This window comes from Synechococcus sp. BL107, from assembly GCF_000153805.1.
In the GTDB taxonomy this organism is placed as follows: domain Bacteria; phylum Cyanobacteriota; class Cyanobacteriia; order PCC-6307; family Cyanobiaceae; genus Parasynechococcus.
On sequence record NZ_DS022298.1, the window covers coordinates 1,950,340 to 1,966,412 of the forward strand.

General features: G+C 56.1%; 15 protein-coding genes. 8 read left to right on the forward strand and 7 right to left on the reverse strand.

Annotated features, from left to right (window positions below; translation table 11 throughout):
- Positions 1-13 precede the first annotated feature (13 nt).
- Complete coding sequence (locus BL107_RS10235; RefSeq protein ID WP_009790277.1) at positions 14-1,312, forward strand: MFS transporter; 1,299 nt, start codon at positions 14-16, stop codon at positions 1,310-1,312.
- On the opposite strand, the gene BL107_RS12735 is transcribed toward BL107_RS10235, so the two are convergent.
- Complete coding sequence (locus BL107_RS12735; RefSeq protein WP_156779451.1) at positions 1,279-1,578, reverse strand: hypothetical protein; 300 nt, start codon at positions 1,576-1,578, stop codon at positions 1,279-1,281. The two genes, BL107_RS10235 and BL107_RS12735, sit on opposite strands and share 34 nt — an antisense overlap.
- Before the next feature lie 109 nt (positions 1,579-1,687).
- Between BL107_RS12735 and BL107_RS10240 the strand changes: the two genes are divergently transcribed.
- A complete protein-coding gene (locus BL107_RS10240; RefSeq protein WP_232192987.1) occupies positions 1,688-2,770 on the forward strand; it encodes a hypothetical protein in 1,083 nt (360 codons plus the stop codon).
- A gap of 437 nt (positions 2,771-3,207) precedes the next feature.
- Here BL107_RS10240 and BL107_RS12740 read toward each other — a convergent pair whose 3' ends face one another.
- From BL107_RS12740 to ychF, 4 genes are all read right to left on the reverse strand, one after another.
- Positions 3,208-3,369 carry a hypothetical protein gene (locus BL107_RS12740; RefSeq protein ID WP_156779452.1) on the reverse strand — a complete coding sequence of 54 codons (162 nt, stop codon included), beginning with the start codon at positions 3,367-3,369 and terminating at the stop codon, positions 3,208-3,210.
- Positions 3,370-3,793: 424 nt separating this feature from the next.
- Positions 3,794-4,039 (reverse strand): hypothetical protein, encoded by a 246-nt coding sequence (locus BL107_RS10245; RefSeq protein ID WP_009790280.1) that lies wholly within the window; start codon positions 4,037-4,039, stop codon positions 3,794-3,796.
- A complete protein-coding gene (locus tag BL107_RS10250; RefSeq protein ID WP_009790281.1) occupies positions 4,036-4,236 on the reverse strand; it encodes a hypothetical protein in 201 nt (66 codons plus the stop codon). Before BL107_RS10250 ends, BL107_RS10245 begins: the two co-directional genes overlap by 4 nt.
- Positions 4,237-4,853: 617 nt before the next feature.
- Positions 4,854-5,945, reverse strand: a complete 1,092-nt coding sequence (ychF, locus tag BL107_RS10255) for a redox-regulated ATPase YchF (protein WP_009790282.1) — start codon at positions 5,943-5,945, stop codon at positions 4,854-4,856.
- A 133-nt stretch (positions 5,946-6,078) separates the two neighbouring features.
- On the opposite strand from ychF, the gene BL107_RS10260 reads away from it, so the two are divergent.
- The 4 genes from BL107_RS10260 to BL107_RS10275 all read left to right on the forward strand — a co-directional run bounded on the left by BL107_RS10260 (position 6,079) and on the right by BL107_RS10275 (position 12,041).
- Positions 6,079-7,197 (forward strand): efflux RND transporter periplasmic adaptor subunit, encoded by a 1,119-nt coding sequence (locus BL107_RS10260; RefSeq protein ID WP_009790283.1) that lies wholly within the window; start codon positions 6,079-6,081, stop codon positions 7,195-7,197.
- Between the two features lie 26 nt (positions 7,198-7,223).
- Positions 7,224-10,220 carry a DNA polymerase I gene (polA, locus tag BL107_RS10265; RefSeq protein WP_009790284.1) on the forward strand — a complete coding sequence of 999 codons (2,997 nt, stop codon included), beginning with the start codon at positions 7,224-7,226 and terminating at the stop codon, positions 10,218-10,220.
- A gap of 49 nt (positions 10,221-10,269) precedes the next feature.
- Entirely contained in the window at positions 10,270-11,769 is a 1,500-nt protein-coding gene (cysS, locus tag BL107_RS10270; RefSeq protein ID WP_009790285.1) for a cysteine--tRNA ligase, read from the forward strand.
- A gap of 65 nt (positions 11,770-11,834) precedes the next feature.
- Entirely contained in the window at positions 11,835-12,041 is a 207-nt protein-coding gene (locus BL107_RS10275) for a hypothetical protein (protein ID WP_232192989.1), read from the forward strand.
- Between the two features lie 14 nt (positions 12,042-12,055).
- Here BL107_RS10275 and BL107_RS10280 read toward each other — a convergent pair whose 3' ends face one another.
- A complete protein-coding gene (locus BL107_RS10280) occupies positions 12,056-13,378 on the reverse strand; it encodes a sodium-dependent transporter (RefSeq protein WP_009790287.1) in 1,323 nt (440 codons plus the stop codon).
- Positions 13,379-13,463: 85 nt separating this feature from the next.
- Between BL107_RS10280 and BL107_RS10285 the strand changes: the two genes are divergently transcribed.
- Together BL107_RS10285 and BL107_RS10290 are read left to right on the forward strand one after the other, a co-directional pair.
- The gene (locus BL107_RS10285) at positions 13,464-14,717 is read left to right on the forward strand and encodes a 1-deoxy-D-xylulose-5-phosphate reductoisomerase (protein ID WP_009790288.1); all 1,254 of its coding nucleotides are present in this window, start codon (positions 13,464-13,466) and stop codon (positions 14,715-14,717) included.
- Complete coding sequence (locus BL107_RS10290) at positions 14,714-15,073, forward strand: ferredoxin (RefSeq protein WP_009790289.1); 360 nt, start codon at positions 14,714-14,716, stop codon at positions 15,071-15,073. Before BL107_RS10285 ends, BL107_RS10290 begins: the two co-directional genes overlap by 4 nt.
- Here BL107_RS10290 and BL107_RS10295 read toward each other — a convergent pair.
- Entirely contained in the window at positions 15,031-16,056 is a 1,026-nt protein-coding gene (locus tag BL107_RS10295) for an alpha/beta fold hydrolase (RefSeq protein WP_009790290.1), read from the reverse strand. The two genes, BL107_RS10290 and BL107_RS10295, sit on opposite strands and share 43 nt — an antisense overlap.
- Between the last annotated feature and the right edge of the window lie 17 nt (positions 16,057-16,073).

Sequence of the window (16,073 nt, forward strand, 5' to 3'; positions counted from 1 at the left end):
CGTCCGCGCAGCAATGCCAGACCCTCTGCGGTGGTGGAACCAGTTTCCACTAGCGCTGAGAAATGTCACCCGCATCCGACTCCTGGCATCGATCGGGGCCGGTGGAGTCATTTTCATGACTCCGCTTATTTTTCATGCGATCAATTTCTCCGCCAGCCAGGTCGGAAGCGGACTGGCTCTAGCCGCTCTGATTGGCACTGTGGTGCGTTTGATCAGTGGTGTGCTGATCGACCGTGGCTTGCGCTGCTCATGGCCAATCCGGATGACCACCCTCCTGGCCATCGTTGGCGATGTGATTTTGGTGCAAGCGAACGATTACTCCCACTTTCTGTTTGGCCAAGTTCTGCTGGGCTGCGCTGCAGGCCTTTACTGGCCAGCAATTGAGCTCGCCGTTCCCCTGAGCTGCGCCCAAGTGCCCTCCGGGCGTGGCTATGCCCTCGTCCGCAGTGCTGATGCCCTCGGCATCGGATGTGGAGCCTTGATCGGAACCCTGGCGTCCACCCAGGGGGCCTTACGGATCGTTTACAGCGTTGAAGCGCTTTGCATGGGTGCTGTGCTGATTTTGATCAGCCTTTGGCCACTGCAAGACGACCGCCCTGCCCATGGTTCAAGCAACTTTGCTGACAAGTCCGCATCCCGCCGGGTTCCTGCAACACCAACCTGGCTATTGCCGTTGTTGCCTGTGCTCGGCACCAGCGTTGTAGCCACGGGCATCCTGGCCCTGCAACAAAGTGCTTTACCCCTGGATCTTGTGCAGGGCAGCCTTCAGCGACCCAGCCTGAGCGAAAGCCACAGCAGCGCTTTGATTGCCCTGCAACTCATCCTTCTCGTCAGCTTGCAGTGGCCAGTTGGTCGATGGCTCTCGAACCGCAGTGTTGGCTTCGGTTTAAGCATCAGCCTGGCCAGCTTCAGCTTGGGATGCGTCTTGATTGCTTTGTCGTCGCTGTTTACGGCCGGCACAGCGCTTGTGTTGGTGAGCCTTCTGCCGATGGCCTTCGCCCAAGCGGCTTTCCTTCCAACAGCCACTGAAGCCGTGATCGAAGAGACACCTCCAGAACATCGTGGGCTCGCGATGGCCCTCTTCTCCCAGTGCTTCACGGTGAGTGCAATCGTTGCCCCCCTCCTCGGGGGAGCCATGCTGGATCAGCTCAACAATGGATTGCTGCTCTGGCTCTTGATGGGAGGTGCTTGTCTGGCGATGCTTCCGGCACTGCGCAACTTGCGCCCCCGCTTTACAGCGGATGGATCATCCTCCGAACAGAACCCCAAGGCTGAGGTTCAAGGTGTGGAAAAAACCTTATCGATGCTGTAACAAGGTGTCCACGCCACCTTGGGTTGAATCGGCTGCAGTCGTCGATTCATCAACGTGTAGCGACAAAACTGGCCACTTTGTTCCAGCGCCGGTCCCCTTACGGTGACCTCTAACGGGTCAAGTTCCACCCGGTAGCGCATTTCAAAGCTGGGCCGTGAAGTCAGAATGGATGAGCGATGCAACGTGTAGGTCACGGCATGGGCGTCCGGGGAACCCAGACCAAGCAAGACACCCCACAGCCACCAAGTCCGACCGAGATCACCCATGACGTCAGACGCAGGATTTCAAAACAGTACGACTAATGCCAGGTTCCAACCCCTGCTAATCGTGCATGCCGGAACCCATAAGACAGCCTCGACATACATCCAAGAGCGGTTGCATCTCAACCGCGACTTGCTGAGCCAGCAATCAATCACCTATCAGGATCCTTGCTTCGATCGACCAAAGGCCAAAAAACTTGCTGGTGAATTATGTAAATACCGCGAAAAGCGCTGGAGAAGAATGCTCTCCAATCACAAACAAGGCGAGCACCTTCTATTAAGCGCAGAACAATTTTCTGTTCCATTAACCAATCAAAAATGCATTCAAAACCTGGAAGAGCTTGCCAATAGCTTTGGCCTCAAGCTGCACATTGTGATCTTCATTCGAAGCCAGCTCGACTACATCAATTCCCGCTACATCTACTCGCTACGACGGTTTTATCACAGCCAAACCTTCGAAGAGTTTGTATCCGACGCCCTTGAAGGTGAGATGCATAGTGAACGGCAACAACGGGGACGCATTACACGTCGTCAAGATGTTTTTAATTTTTGGACGTACTTCAAACCACTCTTAAAAGCCAAGAAATCTGGACTCAAGGTGAGTTTCATCCCGTTCAAACAAGGCGGCAGCGACCCCTTTCAAGATCTGATGACGACCATTGGAGTATCCCAAAACCAACCCTGGAGAAACTGCACGAGCCGACACTTCAACCGAAGCCCTGGCACACGCGGTGTATGGATGGCACGCCTGCTGAGTCAAAAGCTCAAGGAGCATAAAATCACCAATAAATCCATCGACAACTCTTCACAGATCATTCTTCGAGAAGAGCAACAACGAGGCTGGAAAGATCCGGCCTTTTGGGGTTATTCCAGACGACTAAAGAACCAAGTGGTGAAACACTTCAAAGCCGACAACAAAAAGTTCGCCAAGGCCGCTTGGGGAACGAGCTGGTCATCATCATTTCCAGATGATAGCCAACTGAAACTGCGAAAGAAACAAATTTATCAGCCCCAATCCATTGAAGAAGAAGAGACAATGCATGCTATTGCCATCCATCTTTTACGCCGAATTCGCCACCAAATCAATCCTAACTTTGCTTCTCAAGTTGCAGACCCCTTAGAGCGAATCACAAGCTTCTTATCACCATCGATCACCCTTCAGACAATCCGACGCATCAAATCGTGGCGCAAGCAGTAGGGATTTTTAGATCAGAATTAAATTACACATAAATTCATATCAACCCATCTATTGGATTTGACACAAATGAACCTAAAGCAATCGACGTTTCTGAATTTTGAAACAAGCACAACCCGACAAGCTCCATCAATTACCTCCAATCTGGCCAGTCTTTATACCTGAACGATCGTCAACAGATCGCCAAAAAAGCTTGCACTCTTCATTGCAGACTCAACAAATTTCGCTCAGCATCTTCAGATAGCAGAGCATAAATACATTCCCCACTCTGATTCCTAAAGGTCACCACATCTAGATGGTTTGGATGAGCGTCGACGTCAGCATATTTACCGCTTCGAAGAAGATAACGGGCCATAGATTTAATGTTTCTAATTAATTTTAAAAGCCTGAAATAAGATTTGTTTGTTCGCTTTACCGTACCACTTTTTATACGAAGGCGATCAAGATAAATCCCAAGCCTTGAGCAATCGATGCTCAGCACTCTCTGAAAGAGTGGCGTAGATGTATTCGCCACTAAAGCTTCTAAAAACAAGCACATCTATAAGCTTCGGCTCAACTTCAATACTGAGCAAAGAGCCATTACGCAGCAAGTAGCGAGCCACCCCTTTCACAGCAGATACACAACCATAAGAGGAATCGCTCTTGCGCAGATCGCTTATCAGTCAATCCATACTTATCTGCCGATTTCCTGTATCAATGGCTGCCTATCGGCGGAATAGACGCATCCGTTGAATATACATTGCAGCCAGTTTCAAAGATCGGCGACGACCCGAATAGGCCCTAGATTACTTAACATTCAAATTATTGAAGAATTGCATTTTGGGGATCCTCTCTCCCCTAAGTAGTGGACATATTGAATAAAGACTTTCTTGGGGTCATTCATCAAAGCTCGACAACACATCTGAAGAACCTCAAATAGGAAAGCGAGCAGTCAGCAACGATTCCTGAGACCGTAGCGATAGGTATTAGTCCTCTGACTTCAAGGGCTGCCCAAGCAACTACAACGCTCATGTTGTAAACGAGAAATCAACTTGATTGAAGAGACTCAACGGTGTTGTGCAGTTCACCGATATCTCTTAATCCCTCAACAGAGAACCAAGGAGAGTTTTCCCAACTGAAGCCTTCCCCCATTGTGGAATCTGGAGCAGTGATGTACCAGTGGCATGCCGTGTCGGGAACATCAACAGCGCACTTACTCCAATCGTCCTGCCACTGGGGAACTTGAACCCACATCAGGGCAGCAAACATAAGAGAGAAGATGGATTTCATCATTTTTGATAGAGCTCCTCAAGTTGTTCGCGACTGAAGTTGGCGTAAAGAACTTCTTCGCCTGATTCAGGTGCTTCTGGATGCCTTTTGATAGGTTTATCCCAAGTCGTATTTCGAATATTTCCCCACATCATCGCGAAAGCACCGCCTGCTATCACTGCGAAGAAGAGAAAGTAGAGGGCTGCGAACCAACCGTTCATATTCGTTTACCTTGCTTTACAAGAATTAATATACACGAAACCGGTGGTCGATTACTCCACTGGCGGAAGCGTCAAGCGATGACCAAGCCAAATGGAGACCAATCCTTTGACCCGGCAACGACTAGGGCGGTTCTCCGTGACAGTCAGCGCTCAAGGCCTCCTAGACCGCTGTAGTTAGGTGGTATCCAATGATCTTCACTGTTCTTGCAATTTCCGCTGCTGCTGTCGGTGTGATGGCAATTTTCTATGGCGAAGTGATCTTGCTCCAACGCTGACAACCAAACTGACGTTTGGGCAAGTGAGTCACGAGTTTGATTGATTCATGCCATTCACCAGAAAATTCTTACAAAACCCGTACGGGAAAGGCAGGATATGTGCATTATCTTGCTATCAATCTTCGGACAAAATATTTAAGTACAAATTGAACAAAACTTAAGCCATATAGCCCAACCAGACATCACCCAAGCTATAGATAAAATAAATATTTATTCTCTATTTAATGATCTCCAAATACATCATCCACGACCTCGATCTGCTTAAAGGTCAGGCATAATAATGGCCTCTGAATATGGCTGACAAAAAAGATCAAGATCAGCCAATCGATTTCAATTTGATCTTTAAACGTTGAACAGAAACTCCATAACATCTCCTTCCGCCACCACATAATCCTTCCCTTCACTACGCAACCAGCCTTTGTTTCGGGCTTCGACTAACGAACCAGCATCCAGCAGTTTTTCCCAACCAATCGTCTGAGCTCGAATGAACCCACGCTCAAAGTCGGTATGAATCACACCGGCCGTTTGCGGAGCTGTCATCCCTGATTTAAATGTCCAAGCGCGAGTTTCTTTTTCGCCTGTCGTGAAATACGTCCGCAGCCCAAGAAGTCGATAGGTCGCCCGAATCAAACTGCGAAGCCCCCCTTCACTCACCCCTAAGCCTTCGAGATAGTCGGCCCGTTCTTCGTCGCCAAGTTCCACAAGTTCCGCTTCCACTTGCGCTGAAATTCGCACCGTTTCAGCCCCTTCTTGCTCCGCAAGAGCAGTCACTTCAGAGCAGTAGGCGTTGCCATCTGCCAAATCGTCTTCACTCACATTCGTGGCGTAGATGATCGGCTTCGCCGTCAGCAGACCCAGAGGTTTGATCATGCCCTCCTCTTCTGCAGTGATCTCCACACTGCGCGCTGCACCGCCCTGCTCCAGCACCGCCTGGATCCGCGCCAGGGCCGCATCTTCCACTTGCGCCTCCGTACTGGTGCGCATTTGCTTTTTCAGACGTTCACGGCGCTTCTCGATTTGCGATAAGTCGGCAAGACCCAACTCCAGATTGATCACCTCGGCATCCCGCGCTGGCCCCACAGTGCCGGAGACGTGAATCACATCGTCGTCTTCAAAACAGCGCACCACATGCACGATGGCGTCGACTTCGCGGATATTGGACAAAAATTTGTTGCCCAGGCCTTCGCCCTGGCTTGCCCCCTTCACCAAGCCAGCGATATCAACAAACTCCATTCGCGTTGGAACGGTGTTTTGACTCTTGCTGAGGTCTGTGAGCAGCTGGAGACGATCATCCGGAACCGACACCGTGCCCACATTCGGCTCGATCGTGCAGAACGGGAAATTGGCAGCTTGCGCCTGAGCGTTGGCCACCAGTGCGTTGAACAACGTGGACTTGCCCACATTGGGCAATCCAACAATTCCGGCTTTGAGCATGAGGCGGAATCTACCGGCCGACGACGAGACTGTTGTTAACTTTTGTGCGCTCATGCCGCAGTCCCAGCGACGACCCCGCACAACCTTGCCCACCCCCTCTTCCTCGTCGGCGCCGACCAGCTCTCCTGACGAGATGTCCAGAGCGTCAGCTGCTCGCTGGCGTCCGAGCCAAAAAACCATCGCGATTGCCCTTCTTGCCCTTCTCGGCGGGGGGTTGCTGCTGGCGAGGTTTGCCCCTTGGAATCCAAAACGAGACCTCACGCCTTACACAACAACTGCGGAGCGGGGGTCCCTGTCCGGTGTCGTCACCGCCAGCGGCGAACTACAAGCCATCCAAAAGGTGAACGTGAGCCCCCGCCAGCAGGGGCTTCTCCAGACATTGCTGGTGGATGAAGGCGATGTGGTGAAGGCGAACCAGATTTTGGCGGTGATGGATCGCGGTGATCTCAATGACCGTCTTCAAGAACGTGAGGCCCTGCTTCAACAAGCAAAAGCCCAATACAGAATCAAAAAACAGGAATATGAGCGCCGGAACAAACTGTTTGAGATGGCGGTGATCAGCGCTGACGACTTCAGCACCGTTCAAAACGAAATGCTTGCCCGTCAGGCGGCGATGACGGCAGCACAAGAGCGGGTCGAACAGCTCGAGCAAACAAAACGAGAGCTGGATATTCGCGCTCCCTTCGCCGGAACGATCACGGCCCGATATGCAGAACCGGGGGCGTTTGTCACCCCCACCACCGCAGCTTCAGCCACCGCTGGTGCCACCAGTTCATCGATCGTGGAGCTCTCCCAGGGATTAGAGGTTTCGGCTCGAGTTCCGGAAAGCGACATCGGACGGATCGCCATCGGCCAGGCGGCACAAATCCGCGTGGACGCCTTTCCTGATGAGCGCTTCCAAGCCCGGGTAAGCGAGATCGCTCCGAGGGCTGTGAAACAGGAGAACGTGATCTCCTTCGAGGTGCAACTTGCGCTCATGAATCCCCCCAAGAAATTGCTGATTGGGATGACCACCGACGTGGACTTTCAAACAGGCCGCAGCGCCATCAAGACCCTCGTCCCCACCGTGGCGATCGTGACGGAAGGCGGCAAAACCGGGGTACTTGTGGTGGATCAACAGCAACAGCCGGTCTTCCAGGAGGTGGAACTCGGCAGCAGCAGTGATGCACAGACTGCAATTCTGGAGGGGCTTGATGAGGGAACGCGCTTGTTCATCGACCTGCCCCCCTGGGCCAATCGAAACCGCGATTAACCCCCCTCTATCCATCCGTTCCCGCCATGCCTGAGGCCGTCACCAAGCCCCTCCTCCTGCTTGTGGATGGCCACTCACTGGCTTTTCGCAGTTTTTACGCCTTCAGCAAGGGCGGCGAAGGGGGGCTGGCCACAAAAGATGGACGGCCAACAAGTGTGACCTACGGCTTTTTGAAGTCGCTCCTGGACACCGGCAAAACGTTCAAGCCCCAGGGTGTCGCGATTGCCTTCGACACGGCCGAACCCACATTCCGCCACAAAGCGGACACGAATTACAAAGCCCACCGGGACGTGGCACCAGAGGTGTTCTTCCAAGACCTCGAACAGCTGCAGCAGATCCTTAGCGATCAAATGAGGTTGCCCCTATGCATCGCACCGGGATACGAAGCCGATGACGTGCTCGGCACCCTTGCCAACCGTGCCGCCGACGCCGGCTGGGGTGTTCGGATTCTCTCGGGAGACCGTGATCTTTTTCAGCTCGTCGACAACAGCCGGGATATCGCGGTGCTTTACATGGGTGGCGGCCCCTACGCCAAGGGAAGCGGGCCAACGCTGATTCAAGAAGACGGCGTGGTGAGCAAGTTGGGGGTCATGCCCGACAAGGTGGTGGACCTCAAGGCCCTCACGGGAGACAGCTCCGACAACATCCCAGGGGTGCGGGGCGTTGGTCCCAAAACCGCCATCAACCTGCTGAAAGACAACATCGACCTGGACGCGGTGTACGCGACCTTGGCGGAGGTGGAAGCGGAAGGTCCGAAGGCCAGTCGCGGTGCGATTAAAGGGGCCCTGATCGGCAAGCTGCGCAGTGATCGTGACAACGCCTACCTGTCGAGGATGCTGGCGGAAATCCTCGTGGACATTCCCCTCCCGAAGGACCCAGAACTCGGCTTACAGCAGGTTGATGCTGAAGGGTTGAGCGATCGCCTCGAAGATCTCGAGCTCAACAGCCTCGTCCGTCAAGTTGGTGGATTCGTGGCGACCTTTTCCACCGGTGGGTATGGCGCCAATGCCAATAGCGAGGCTGAGAAGACCCCTAAACGCTCCCCAGCGAAAACGAAACCTGATTCCGCCAGTTCAACCGAGAGTGCAGCCGCTCCGCAGCAAGGTTCAGTGGAAGCGGAGGCTGGAGCAATCCCTTGCCTCCAACCGCAGCTGATCGAGAGCAACGAAGCCCTGCAAGCCCTTGTGCAACGGCTGATGGACTGCACCGATCCCGAAGCGCCGATTGCCATCGACACCGAAACCACAGATCTCAACCCATTCAAGGCCGAACTCGTGGGGGTAGGGGTGTGCTGGGGCGAGGCCAACGATGCCCTCGCTTATATCCCCATCGGCCACAAGCCCCCGAGCGAACTCACCGAAGCAACACCACCCCAGCAGCTGCCGCTGGAAACGGTGCTGATGGCGCTGTCGCCCTGGCTGGCGAGTCCGCAGCACCCCAAAGCCCTACAGAACGCCAAATACGACCGACTCATCCTGCTGCGCCATGGGCTCACGCTCAACGGCGTCGTGATCGACACGCTGCTGGCGGATTACCTGCGGGATGCCGCGGCCAAGCACGGTTTGGACGTGATGAGCGAACGGGAGTTTGGCTTCCGCCCCACCACCTACGGCGATCTTGTTGGCAAGAAACAAACCTTCGCCGATGTGGAGATCGAACCTGCCAGCCTCTATTGCGGCATGGACGTACACGTCACCAGGCGATTGGCCCTGCAGCTCCGCCAAACCTTGCAAGCGATGGGGCCCCAGTTACTGCCTCTGCTGGAGGGCGTTGAACAACCGTTGGAACCCGTTCTGGCCCAAATGGAGGCCACCGGCATCCGCATCGATGTGCCTTATCTCAAAACACTGTCGGACGAATTAGGCAGCACCCTGAACCGGTTAGAGACCGAAGCCAAACAGGTCGCTGAGGTGGACTTCAACCTCGCCTCTCCAAAGCAACTCGGGGAATTGTTGTTCGACACGCTCGGACTGGATCGCAAGAAGTCGCGGCGCACGAAAACCGGATTCAGCACGGATGCCACCGTTCTCGAAAAACTCGAGCACGACCATCCCGTCGTTCCCCTCGTGCTGGAGCACCGCGTCTTGAGCAAGCTCAAGAGCACCTACGTCGATGCTCTGCCCCAACTCGTCGAAGCGGAAACCGGCCGCGTCCACACCGACTTCAACCAAGCCGTAACGGCGACAGGCCGCTTGAGCAGCAGCAACCCCAACCTGCAAAACATTCCCGTTCGCACGGAATACAGCCGTCGCATCCGCAAAGCGTTCCTCCCCCAAGAGGGCTGGACACTGCTCAGCGCCGACTACTCCCAAATCGAACTCCGAATTCTTACCCACCTCTCCGGGGAAGAAGTGCTGCAGGAGGCCTACCGCACGGGCGACGACGTGCACGCACTCACCGCACGCTTGCTACTCGATAAAGACGAGGTGAGCGCCGATCAACGTCGCCTCGGAAAAACGATCAACTTCGGGGTGATTTACGGCATGGGCGCCCAACGCTTTGCGCGGGAAACAGGGGTGAGCTCGGCCGAAGCGAAGGAGTTCCTCACCAAGTACAAACAGCGCTACCCCAAGGTGTTTGCCTTCCTTGAGCTACAGGAACGGCTCGCCCTCAGCCGCGGCTATGTGGAGACAATCTTGGGTCGTCGCCGCCCATTCCATTTCGATCGCAACGGCCTCGGCCGCTTATTGGGAAAAGATCCCCTCGAGATTGATCTCGATGTGGCACGGCGCGGTGGGATGGAAGCACAACAACTGCGCGCCGCCGCCAACGCCCCCATTCAGGGCTCCAGCGCCGACATCATCAAGGTGGCGATGGTGCAGTTACAAGCGATGCTTCTCAGCCAAGGGATCCCCGCCCGCCTGCTCCTGCAGGTGCATGACGAACTGGTCCTCGAAGTGGCGCCAGACGCATTGGACACCACGCGAAACCTTGTGGTGAACACCATGGAAAACGCCATCAAGCTCAGCGTGCCTCTCGTGGTGGAAACCGGCGTTGGTCGCGACTGGATGGAAGCGAAATAATTCGTCCCCAGCAGGCCGTAACCTCAGATCCAGCGCTTGATCGGCTGTTTTGACCCTGCGGCTCACCAATACCCTGACCCGCCGCACGGAACCGTTCACTCCACTCCGGCCTGGCAAAGCAAGCATTTACTGCTGCGGCGTCACGGTCTATGACCTTTGCCATCTCGGTCACGCTCGCAGCTACATCAACTGGGATGTTCTGCGTCGCTATCTGATCTGGAGCGGGCTGGAGGTGAGATTCGTTCAGAACTTCACCGACATCGACGACAAAATCCTCAAACGGGCCTCGGACGAAAACTCATCGATGACAGCCGTGAGCGAGCGGAACATTGATGCATTTCATGCAGACATGGATTCCCTCGGAATCCTGCGACCCGACAGCATGCCTAGGGCAACCCAATGCCTGGATGGAATTCGTGCCCTCATCCGCGAACTTGAAGCGAAAGGCGCTGCCTACAGCGCCGAAGGAGATGTGTATTTCGCGGTAATGAAGCACGCCGGGTACGGAAAGCTGAGTGGCCGAGATTTGAGTGAACAACAGGAGAACGCCGGCGGTCGCGTCGCCGATGCTGAGGGCGCGCGTAAACAACACCCCTTCGACTTCGCCCTCTGGAAGGCTGCCAAAGAGGGTGAACCCAGCTTCCCCTCCCCATGGGGCGCCGGCCGACCCGGTTGGCACATCGAATGTTCAGCCATGGTGCGAGCTGAACTCGGCGACACGATTGATATTCATCTCGGCGGCGCCGATTTGGTCTTCCCGCACCATGAGAACGAAATAGCGCAATCCGAAGCCGCTACGGGACAGGAGCTCGCCCAGGTGTGGATGCACAACGGGATGGTGAATGTAGGGGGCCAAAAGATGAGCAAGTCGCTCGGCAACTTCACCACCATCCGAGCCCTGCTCGAGAGCGGTGTTTCACCCATGACCCTGCGGTTGTTTGTGCTCCAGGCCCACTACCGCAAGCCCTTGGATTTCACCGCGGAAGCCCTGGAGGCCGCAGCCACCGGCTGGAAAGGCCTCAATGCAGCGTTGGGCTTGGGTGAGCGCCATGGCCAATCGCTGGAATGGCCAGCAACTCCGGCCCTAGCGCCAGTGGCCCTGGTGGGACCAAGCAACCATCCATCCGAACCCTTGGAACCGCTCCAACAACGGTTCATTGATGCGATGGACGACGACCTCAACAGCTCCGGAGCCCTAGCAGTGCTGTTTGATTTAGCGAAGCCCCTGCGTGCGTTAGCTAACCGCCTCGAGCGTGGTGATCGTGCCGATCGACCCGCTGACGAGTTGGCTGCCCTAGCCCTGCGCTGGCGATTGCTGCGTGATCTCGCTGCCGTTCTCGGCCTTCGCTGCGAAGCCGACTCCGAGACCTCGGGCCCTGGTGATGACTCCACAAACCAGGATGAAATTCAGGCCGCGATCGATGCCCGAATCGCAGCCAAATCCGCCAAGAATTACGCCGAAGCGGATCGGATCCGGGAGGAGCTCAAAGCGCAAGGCATCGAACTCATCGACAAACCAGGGGGCATCACGGAGTGGATTCGCCGCTAGGCCCGTCAAACTGCCTGAACTGATCGCATCTCAACGGCATGCTCTGGCTTAAGAAGCTGAACTTCATGGAGACAGCAAAGCTGGAGATGGAGCTGATGAAGGCTCTTGATGCCGGCGAAAATATCGAAACCAAGGTGAACGATCAACAGCGGTTGGTGGAACAAACCAAAGATGCAGAACAGGCCTGGAAACTCGAGGTGTGGCAAAAAATGCTGGTGCGCATCCGCAAAATGGAATCGATGCTGAATCAACCCAACGATCCCAAGTCCTGAAACCAGGCTTCAGCTCAGCCCTGCACCAGGTCGATCACGCTGATCACCAGGCCCGTAGCAACGATCGGTGGTGACACCCAGCGCAACAACACCAGGAGGAAACGGCGCAGCGCAGGTGGAGTGGACGACTGTTCCAAATCGTCTGAGAAGCGTCGGGGCACCACCCAGCCAAGCAAAAGAGCCAGTAGCAACCCCCCAAGGATCAGCAGCAAACCGCCAAACACCGAGTCCATCCATCCCAAAACGCCCAGGGATGTTGCTGCGGGCAACCCGAGCACAAAGATCACAGCGGTGGAGACCCACACCGCACGGGAACGGGTCCAATTCAAGCGATCCATCAGACACGCCACAGGCACCTCCAGCAGCGAAACGGCGGAGGTAATCGCAGCCAGAAAAGCCAATCCGAAAAACAACAACGCCACGAGTTTTCCCGTTGATCCCAGGGAAGCCAAACCTGTAGGCAAGGCAATAAAGATCGTGCCCAGCGTCGATCCGCTGATCACATCCTGAAGTCCAAAACTCATCACCACGGGGAACGTCACCATCCCTGCCAAGAGCCCCACCGCGGTATCCATACCCACCACGGCCACGGCCTCCCTGGGCAGGTGGGCGTCACGATCGAGATAGGCGGAGTAGGCCAAAATGCAGCCAATACCCGTGCCAATCGAGAAAAAGGCCTGCGTAAAGGCATTGCGAATCGTGGTGAGATTCGTGAGTTCCGCTCCATCCCAACGCAGCAAGAAGGTCCGGTATCCCTCCCCCGCACCATCCAGGCCAGCGGCCCAGATGGCCAAGCCGATTAAGAGGGCAAACAACAGCGGTAAACCCCAACGGGATAACCGCTCGATGCCACCGCGCACACCTGCCGCCACCACAACTGCCGTAAGCACAAGGCTCACCAATTGACCCAGCAGGGCGGCACGGCCACCACTCAAGCCTGCAAAAAAGGCTTCGGCCTCGCCGATATCGGCAGGAAGGCCCTGGCTTACCACCTGAATCAAGGTCACCCCGGTCCAGCCCATCAACACGGCGTAAAACGCCAAAATCCCGCAGGACGCCAGCACAAACAGCCAGCCCATCGGTTGCCAACGTTTGCCAGCAGCCGTAACCGGAGCCAGCAACGGGCTATGGCCCGTACTGCGGCCCAACACCATTTCCGCCACCAACACCGGGAGGCAGACCACCAAAACAATCAGGAGATATAGGAATAAAAACGCTCCACCGCCACCCTGGGAGGCGCGGTAGGCAAACCCCCAGAGATTTCCCAAACCAACGGCACTGCCAGCCGCCGCCAGAACAAATCCGAAGCCAGACCGCCAGTGCTCCTTGATCGCCATTGCGCGGTGATGTTCCAAAGCTGTTGATCAGCTTGCCAGCGATTGAGCAACCTGGTGGGAGACTGGTCAAAACGACTGGAACCGCATGAAAGCCATCAGCGTGCTGGGTTCCACAGGGTCGATCGGTACACAGACCCTGCAAATCGTTGACGACTTCCCCGACCAGTTCCGCGTTGTGGCGCTCACGGCGGGCCGCAATTTGGCCTTGTTGGTGGAGCAGATCCAGCGGCACCAGCCGGAGCTGGTGGCATTGGCCGATGCAGCCTTACTTCCAGAATTGAAGCAGCGTTTGGAGGCCCTTGATCCCTCCGACAGGCCCGATCAATTCCCCCAAATGGTGGGGGGAGCTGATGGCCTAGAGGTGGCTGCTTCTTGGGGTAGTGCCGAACTTGTGGTGACGGGCATCGTGGGCTGCGCCGGCCTCCTACCCACCCTGGCTGCTGTGCGGGCTGGCAAGGATCTGGCTCTGGCCAACAAAGAAACATTGATTGCGGCCGGCCCCGTTGTTCTGCCCGAGCTGAAAAAAAGCGGCAGCCGCTTGTTGCCAGCGGATTCAGAACACTCCGCCATTTTTCAATGCCTACAAGGCACCCCTTGGGCTGACACCGCTCGCCTATCCACAGGCATCCCCACCCCTGGACTGCGTCGCATCCAACTCACCGCATCAGGCGGTGCATTCCGGGATTGGAACGCCACAGACCTTGAGAAGGCCACGGTGGCTGATGCCACCAGCCATCCCAACTGGAGCATGGGACGCAAAATCACGGTCGATTCCGCCTCTTTGATGAACAAGGGGCTCGAGGTGATCGAAGCCCATTACTTATTCGGGCTGGATTACGACCACATCGAAATCGTGATTCATCCCCAGAGCATCATCCACTCGATGGTGGAGATGGCCGATTCCTCGGTATTGGCGCAACTGGGCTGGCCCGATATGAAACTACCCATCCTGTATTGCCTCAGCTGGCCGTCTCGCTTGGAGACACCCTGGCGGCGCCTTGATCTCACAGAAGTGGGAGAACTCAGCTTCCGTGCCCCCGATCCCAAGAAATATCCATGCATGGAATTGGCCTATGCCGCGGGCCGCGCAGGGGGAACGATGCCTGCCGTGATGAATGCCGCCAACGAAGAAGCCGTGGCCCAGTTCCTTGAGGAGCGCATCCACTTCCTCGATATTCCTGAAGTGATCGAAGCGGCCTGCGAGCGCCACAAACCCGATCTCATGGACCATCCCCAACTCGATGATGTGCTTGCGGTGGACCAGTGGGCGCGAGTGGCGGTGCGTGAACAAGTGAGTCGAGGCACCACGCGGATGCCAGGCCCTGCCGTCGCGGTATGACTCCAGCCAAAATCAGTCATCACCTTCTGCTCTGCGCCACCCCAAGCAAGGCCAAATGCTGTGATCCAGTGAAGGGAGCAGCCACTTGGGATGCTCTGAAACAGGGTGTCAAACGCCTTGGGCTCGAGGCCACATCACGGCCTGAAGGCATGGTGTTGCGCAGCAAAGTGGATTGTTTACGGATCTGCGATCGCGGGCCCGTGCTGCTGATTTGGCCCGATGGCACTTGGTATGGAGAGGTCACTCCCGACCGCATCGAACGGATTCTCACCGAACACGTAATCGGCGGAGAACCGATCGAAGAATGGCTGATTCAACGGTCGACGATGGACCCCAACCAGGCGGCGGCGAGCTGATCACCCCAGCAGCCCCCTCGACCATGAAACCCGTTGTGACCACCCTTCTTGGTGAACTGCAACCCAATGGTGCTGCTTGTTTTCACCGCATCAGCCAAGTGGAGAGCAGCTGACGCTGGCACCCATGGATCATCCAACGCCTGAAGCAACAAGGTGGGCGGGAGTTTGTCTGGTCCCGCGATGAGATGCAGCAACGGAGAAGCTTCCCGGTAGTAGGCCTCCACATCGTCAAACCCCCACCGCGGTGCCGTCACAGCAGCATCGAAGGCGCGAATCGTGCGCGGTGCTGCATCACCGCTGAGCTCCTCCAGCTCTGTAGCGCTGACGCCGAAGGGATCCGCAAGGGTCTGACGCACCAACCGCTTGAGCAGCCAACGTTGATACACCCGATTCCGGGGACGCTCGATCGAGGCACTGCAATCGGCGAGATCCAGCGGACTGCTCGCACAAAAAAGCCCATCCAAAACCCCAGGAAAACTGAGGCAGGCATTGAGCAACATCGTTCCCCCCAGGGAAATGCCAGCACCCAACAACGGTCGATCACCGGCCAGCTGACGGGCATGGGCAATCACCGGCAGGAGGTCACTGTTGCAGCGGGCCGCATAGGTGCCACCGGCCAATTCACGACCAGGATCCGCTCCCCTGAGATTGAGACGCAGCACGGCAAATCCAGCCGACTGCAAACGAAGCCCCATCCGCCTTAGGCCTTCCCGGGCACTGGACCCTCCCAAGCCATGCAGCAACAACACCAGGCCACGGGGCTCCCGATTCGGTTGATCAAGAAGGGCCAAGAGTTGTCCGGATTGCGCCGCCCCCGTTGGCAGCGCAGGCACATCCACCAACACCCGACGACCCGTCTCATCGGGAAGATCCACGGTGCGAAAGGTGTCGCGCAGCGTTTGGAGATCACCCCCAAACCAAGGAAAACGCTGCTGAAACGACGAAACCCCCAGCTGCTTCAACAGCTGAGGGTCATTCGCCATCCGAGCGGGATGGTCAG

What these genes read in the sequence shown, in the direction of transcription:
- ychF (WP_009790282.1), bottom strand. Translation starts at nt 5,945, where the DNA reads ATGCTCAAAGCCGGAATTGTTGGATTGCCCAATGTGGGCAAGTCCACG.
- BL107_RS10235 (WP_009790277.1), top strand. Translation starts at nt 14, where the DNA reads ATGCCAGACCCTCTGCGGTGGTGGAACCAGTTTCCACTAGCGCTGAGA.
- BL107_RS10285 (WP_009790288.1), top strand. Translation starts at nt 13,464, where the DNA reads ATGAAAGCCATCAGCGTGCTGGGTTCCACAGGGTCGATCGGTACACAG.
- polA (WP_009790284.1), top strand. Translation starts at nt 7,224, where the DNA reads ATGCCTGAGGCCGTCACCAAGCCCCTCCTCCTGCTTGTGGATGGCCAC.
- BL107_RS10290 (WP_009790289.1), top strand. Translation starts at nt 14,714, where the DNA reads ATGACTCCAGCCAAAATCAGTCATCACCTTCTGCTCTGCGCCACCCCA.
- BL107_RS10260 (WP_009790283.1), top strand. Translation starts at nt 6,079, where the DNA reads ATGTCCAGAGCGTCAGCTGCTCGCTGGCGTCCGAGCCAAAAAACCATC.
- BL107_RS10295 (WP_009790290.1), bottom strand. Translation starts at nt 16,056, where the DNA reads ATGGCGAATGACCCTCAGCTGTTGAAGCAGCTGGGGGTTTCGTCGTTT.
- BL107_RS10275 (WP_232192989.1), top strand. Translation starts at nt 11,835, where the DNA reads ATGGAGACAGCAAAGCTGGAGATGGAGCTGATGAAGGCTCTTGATGCC.
- BL107_RS10245 (WP_009790280.1), bottom strand. Translation starts at nt 4,039, where the DNA reads ATGATGAAATCCATCTTCTCTCTTATGTTTGCTGCCCTGATGTGGGTT.
- BL107_RS12735 (WP_156779451.1), bottom strand. Translation starts at nt 1,578, where the DNA reads ATGGGTGATCTCGGTCGGACTTGGTGGCTGTGGGGTGTCTTGCTTGGT.
- BL107_RS10280 (WP_009790287.1), bottom strand. Translation starts at nt 13,378, where the DNA reads ATGGCGATCAAGGAGCACTGGCGGTCTGGCTTCGGATTTGTTCTGGCG.
- BL107_RS10250 (WP_009790281.1), bottom strand. Translation starts at nt 4,236, where the DNA reads ATGAACGGTTGGTTCGCAGCCCTCTACTTTCTCTTCTTCGCAGTGATA.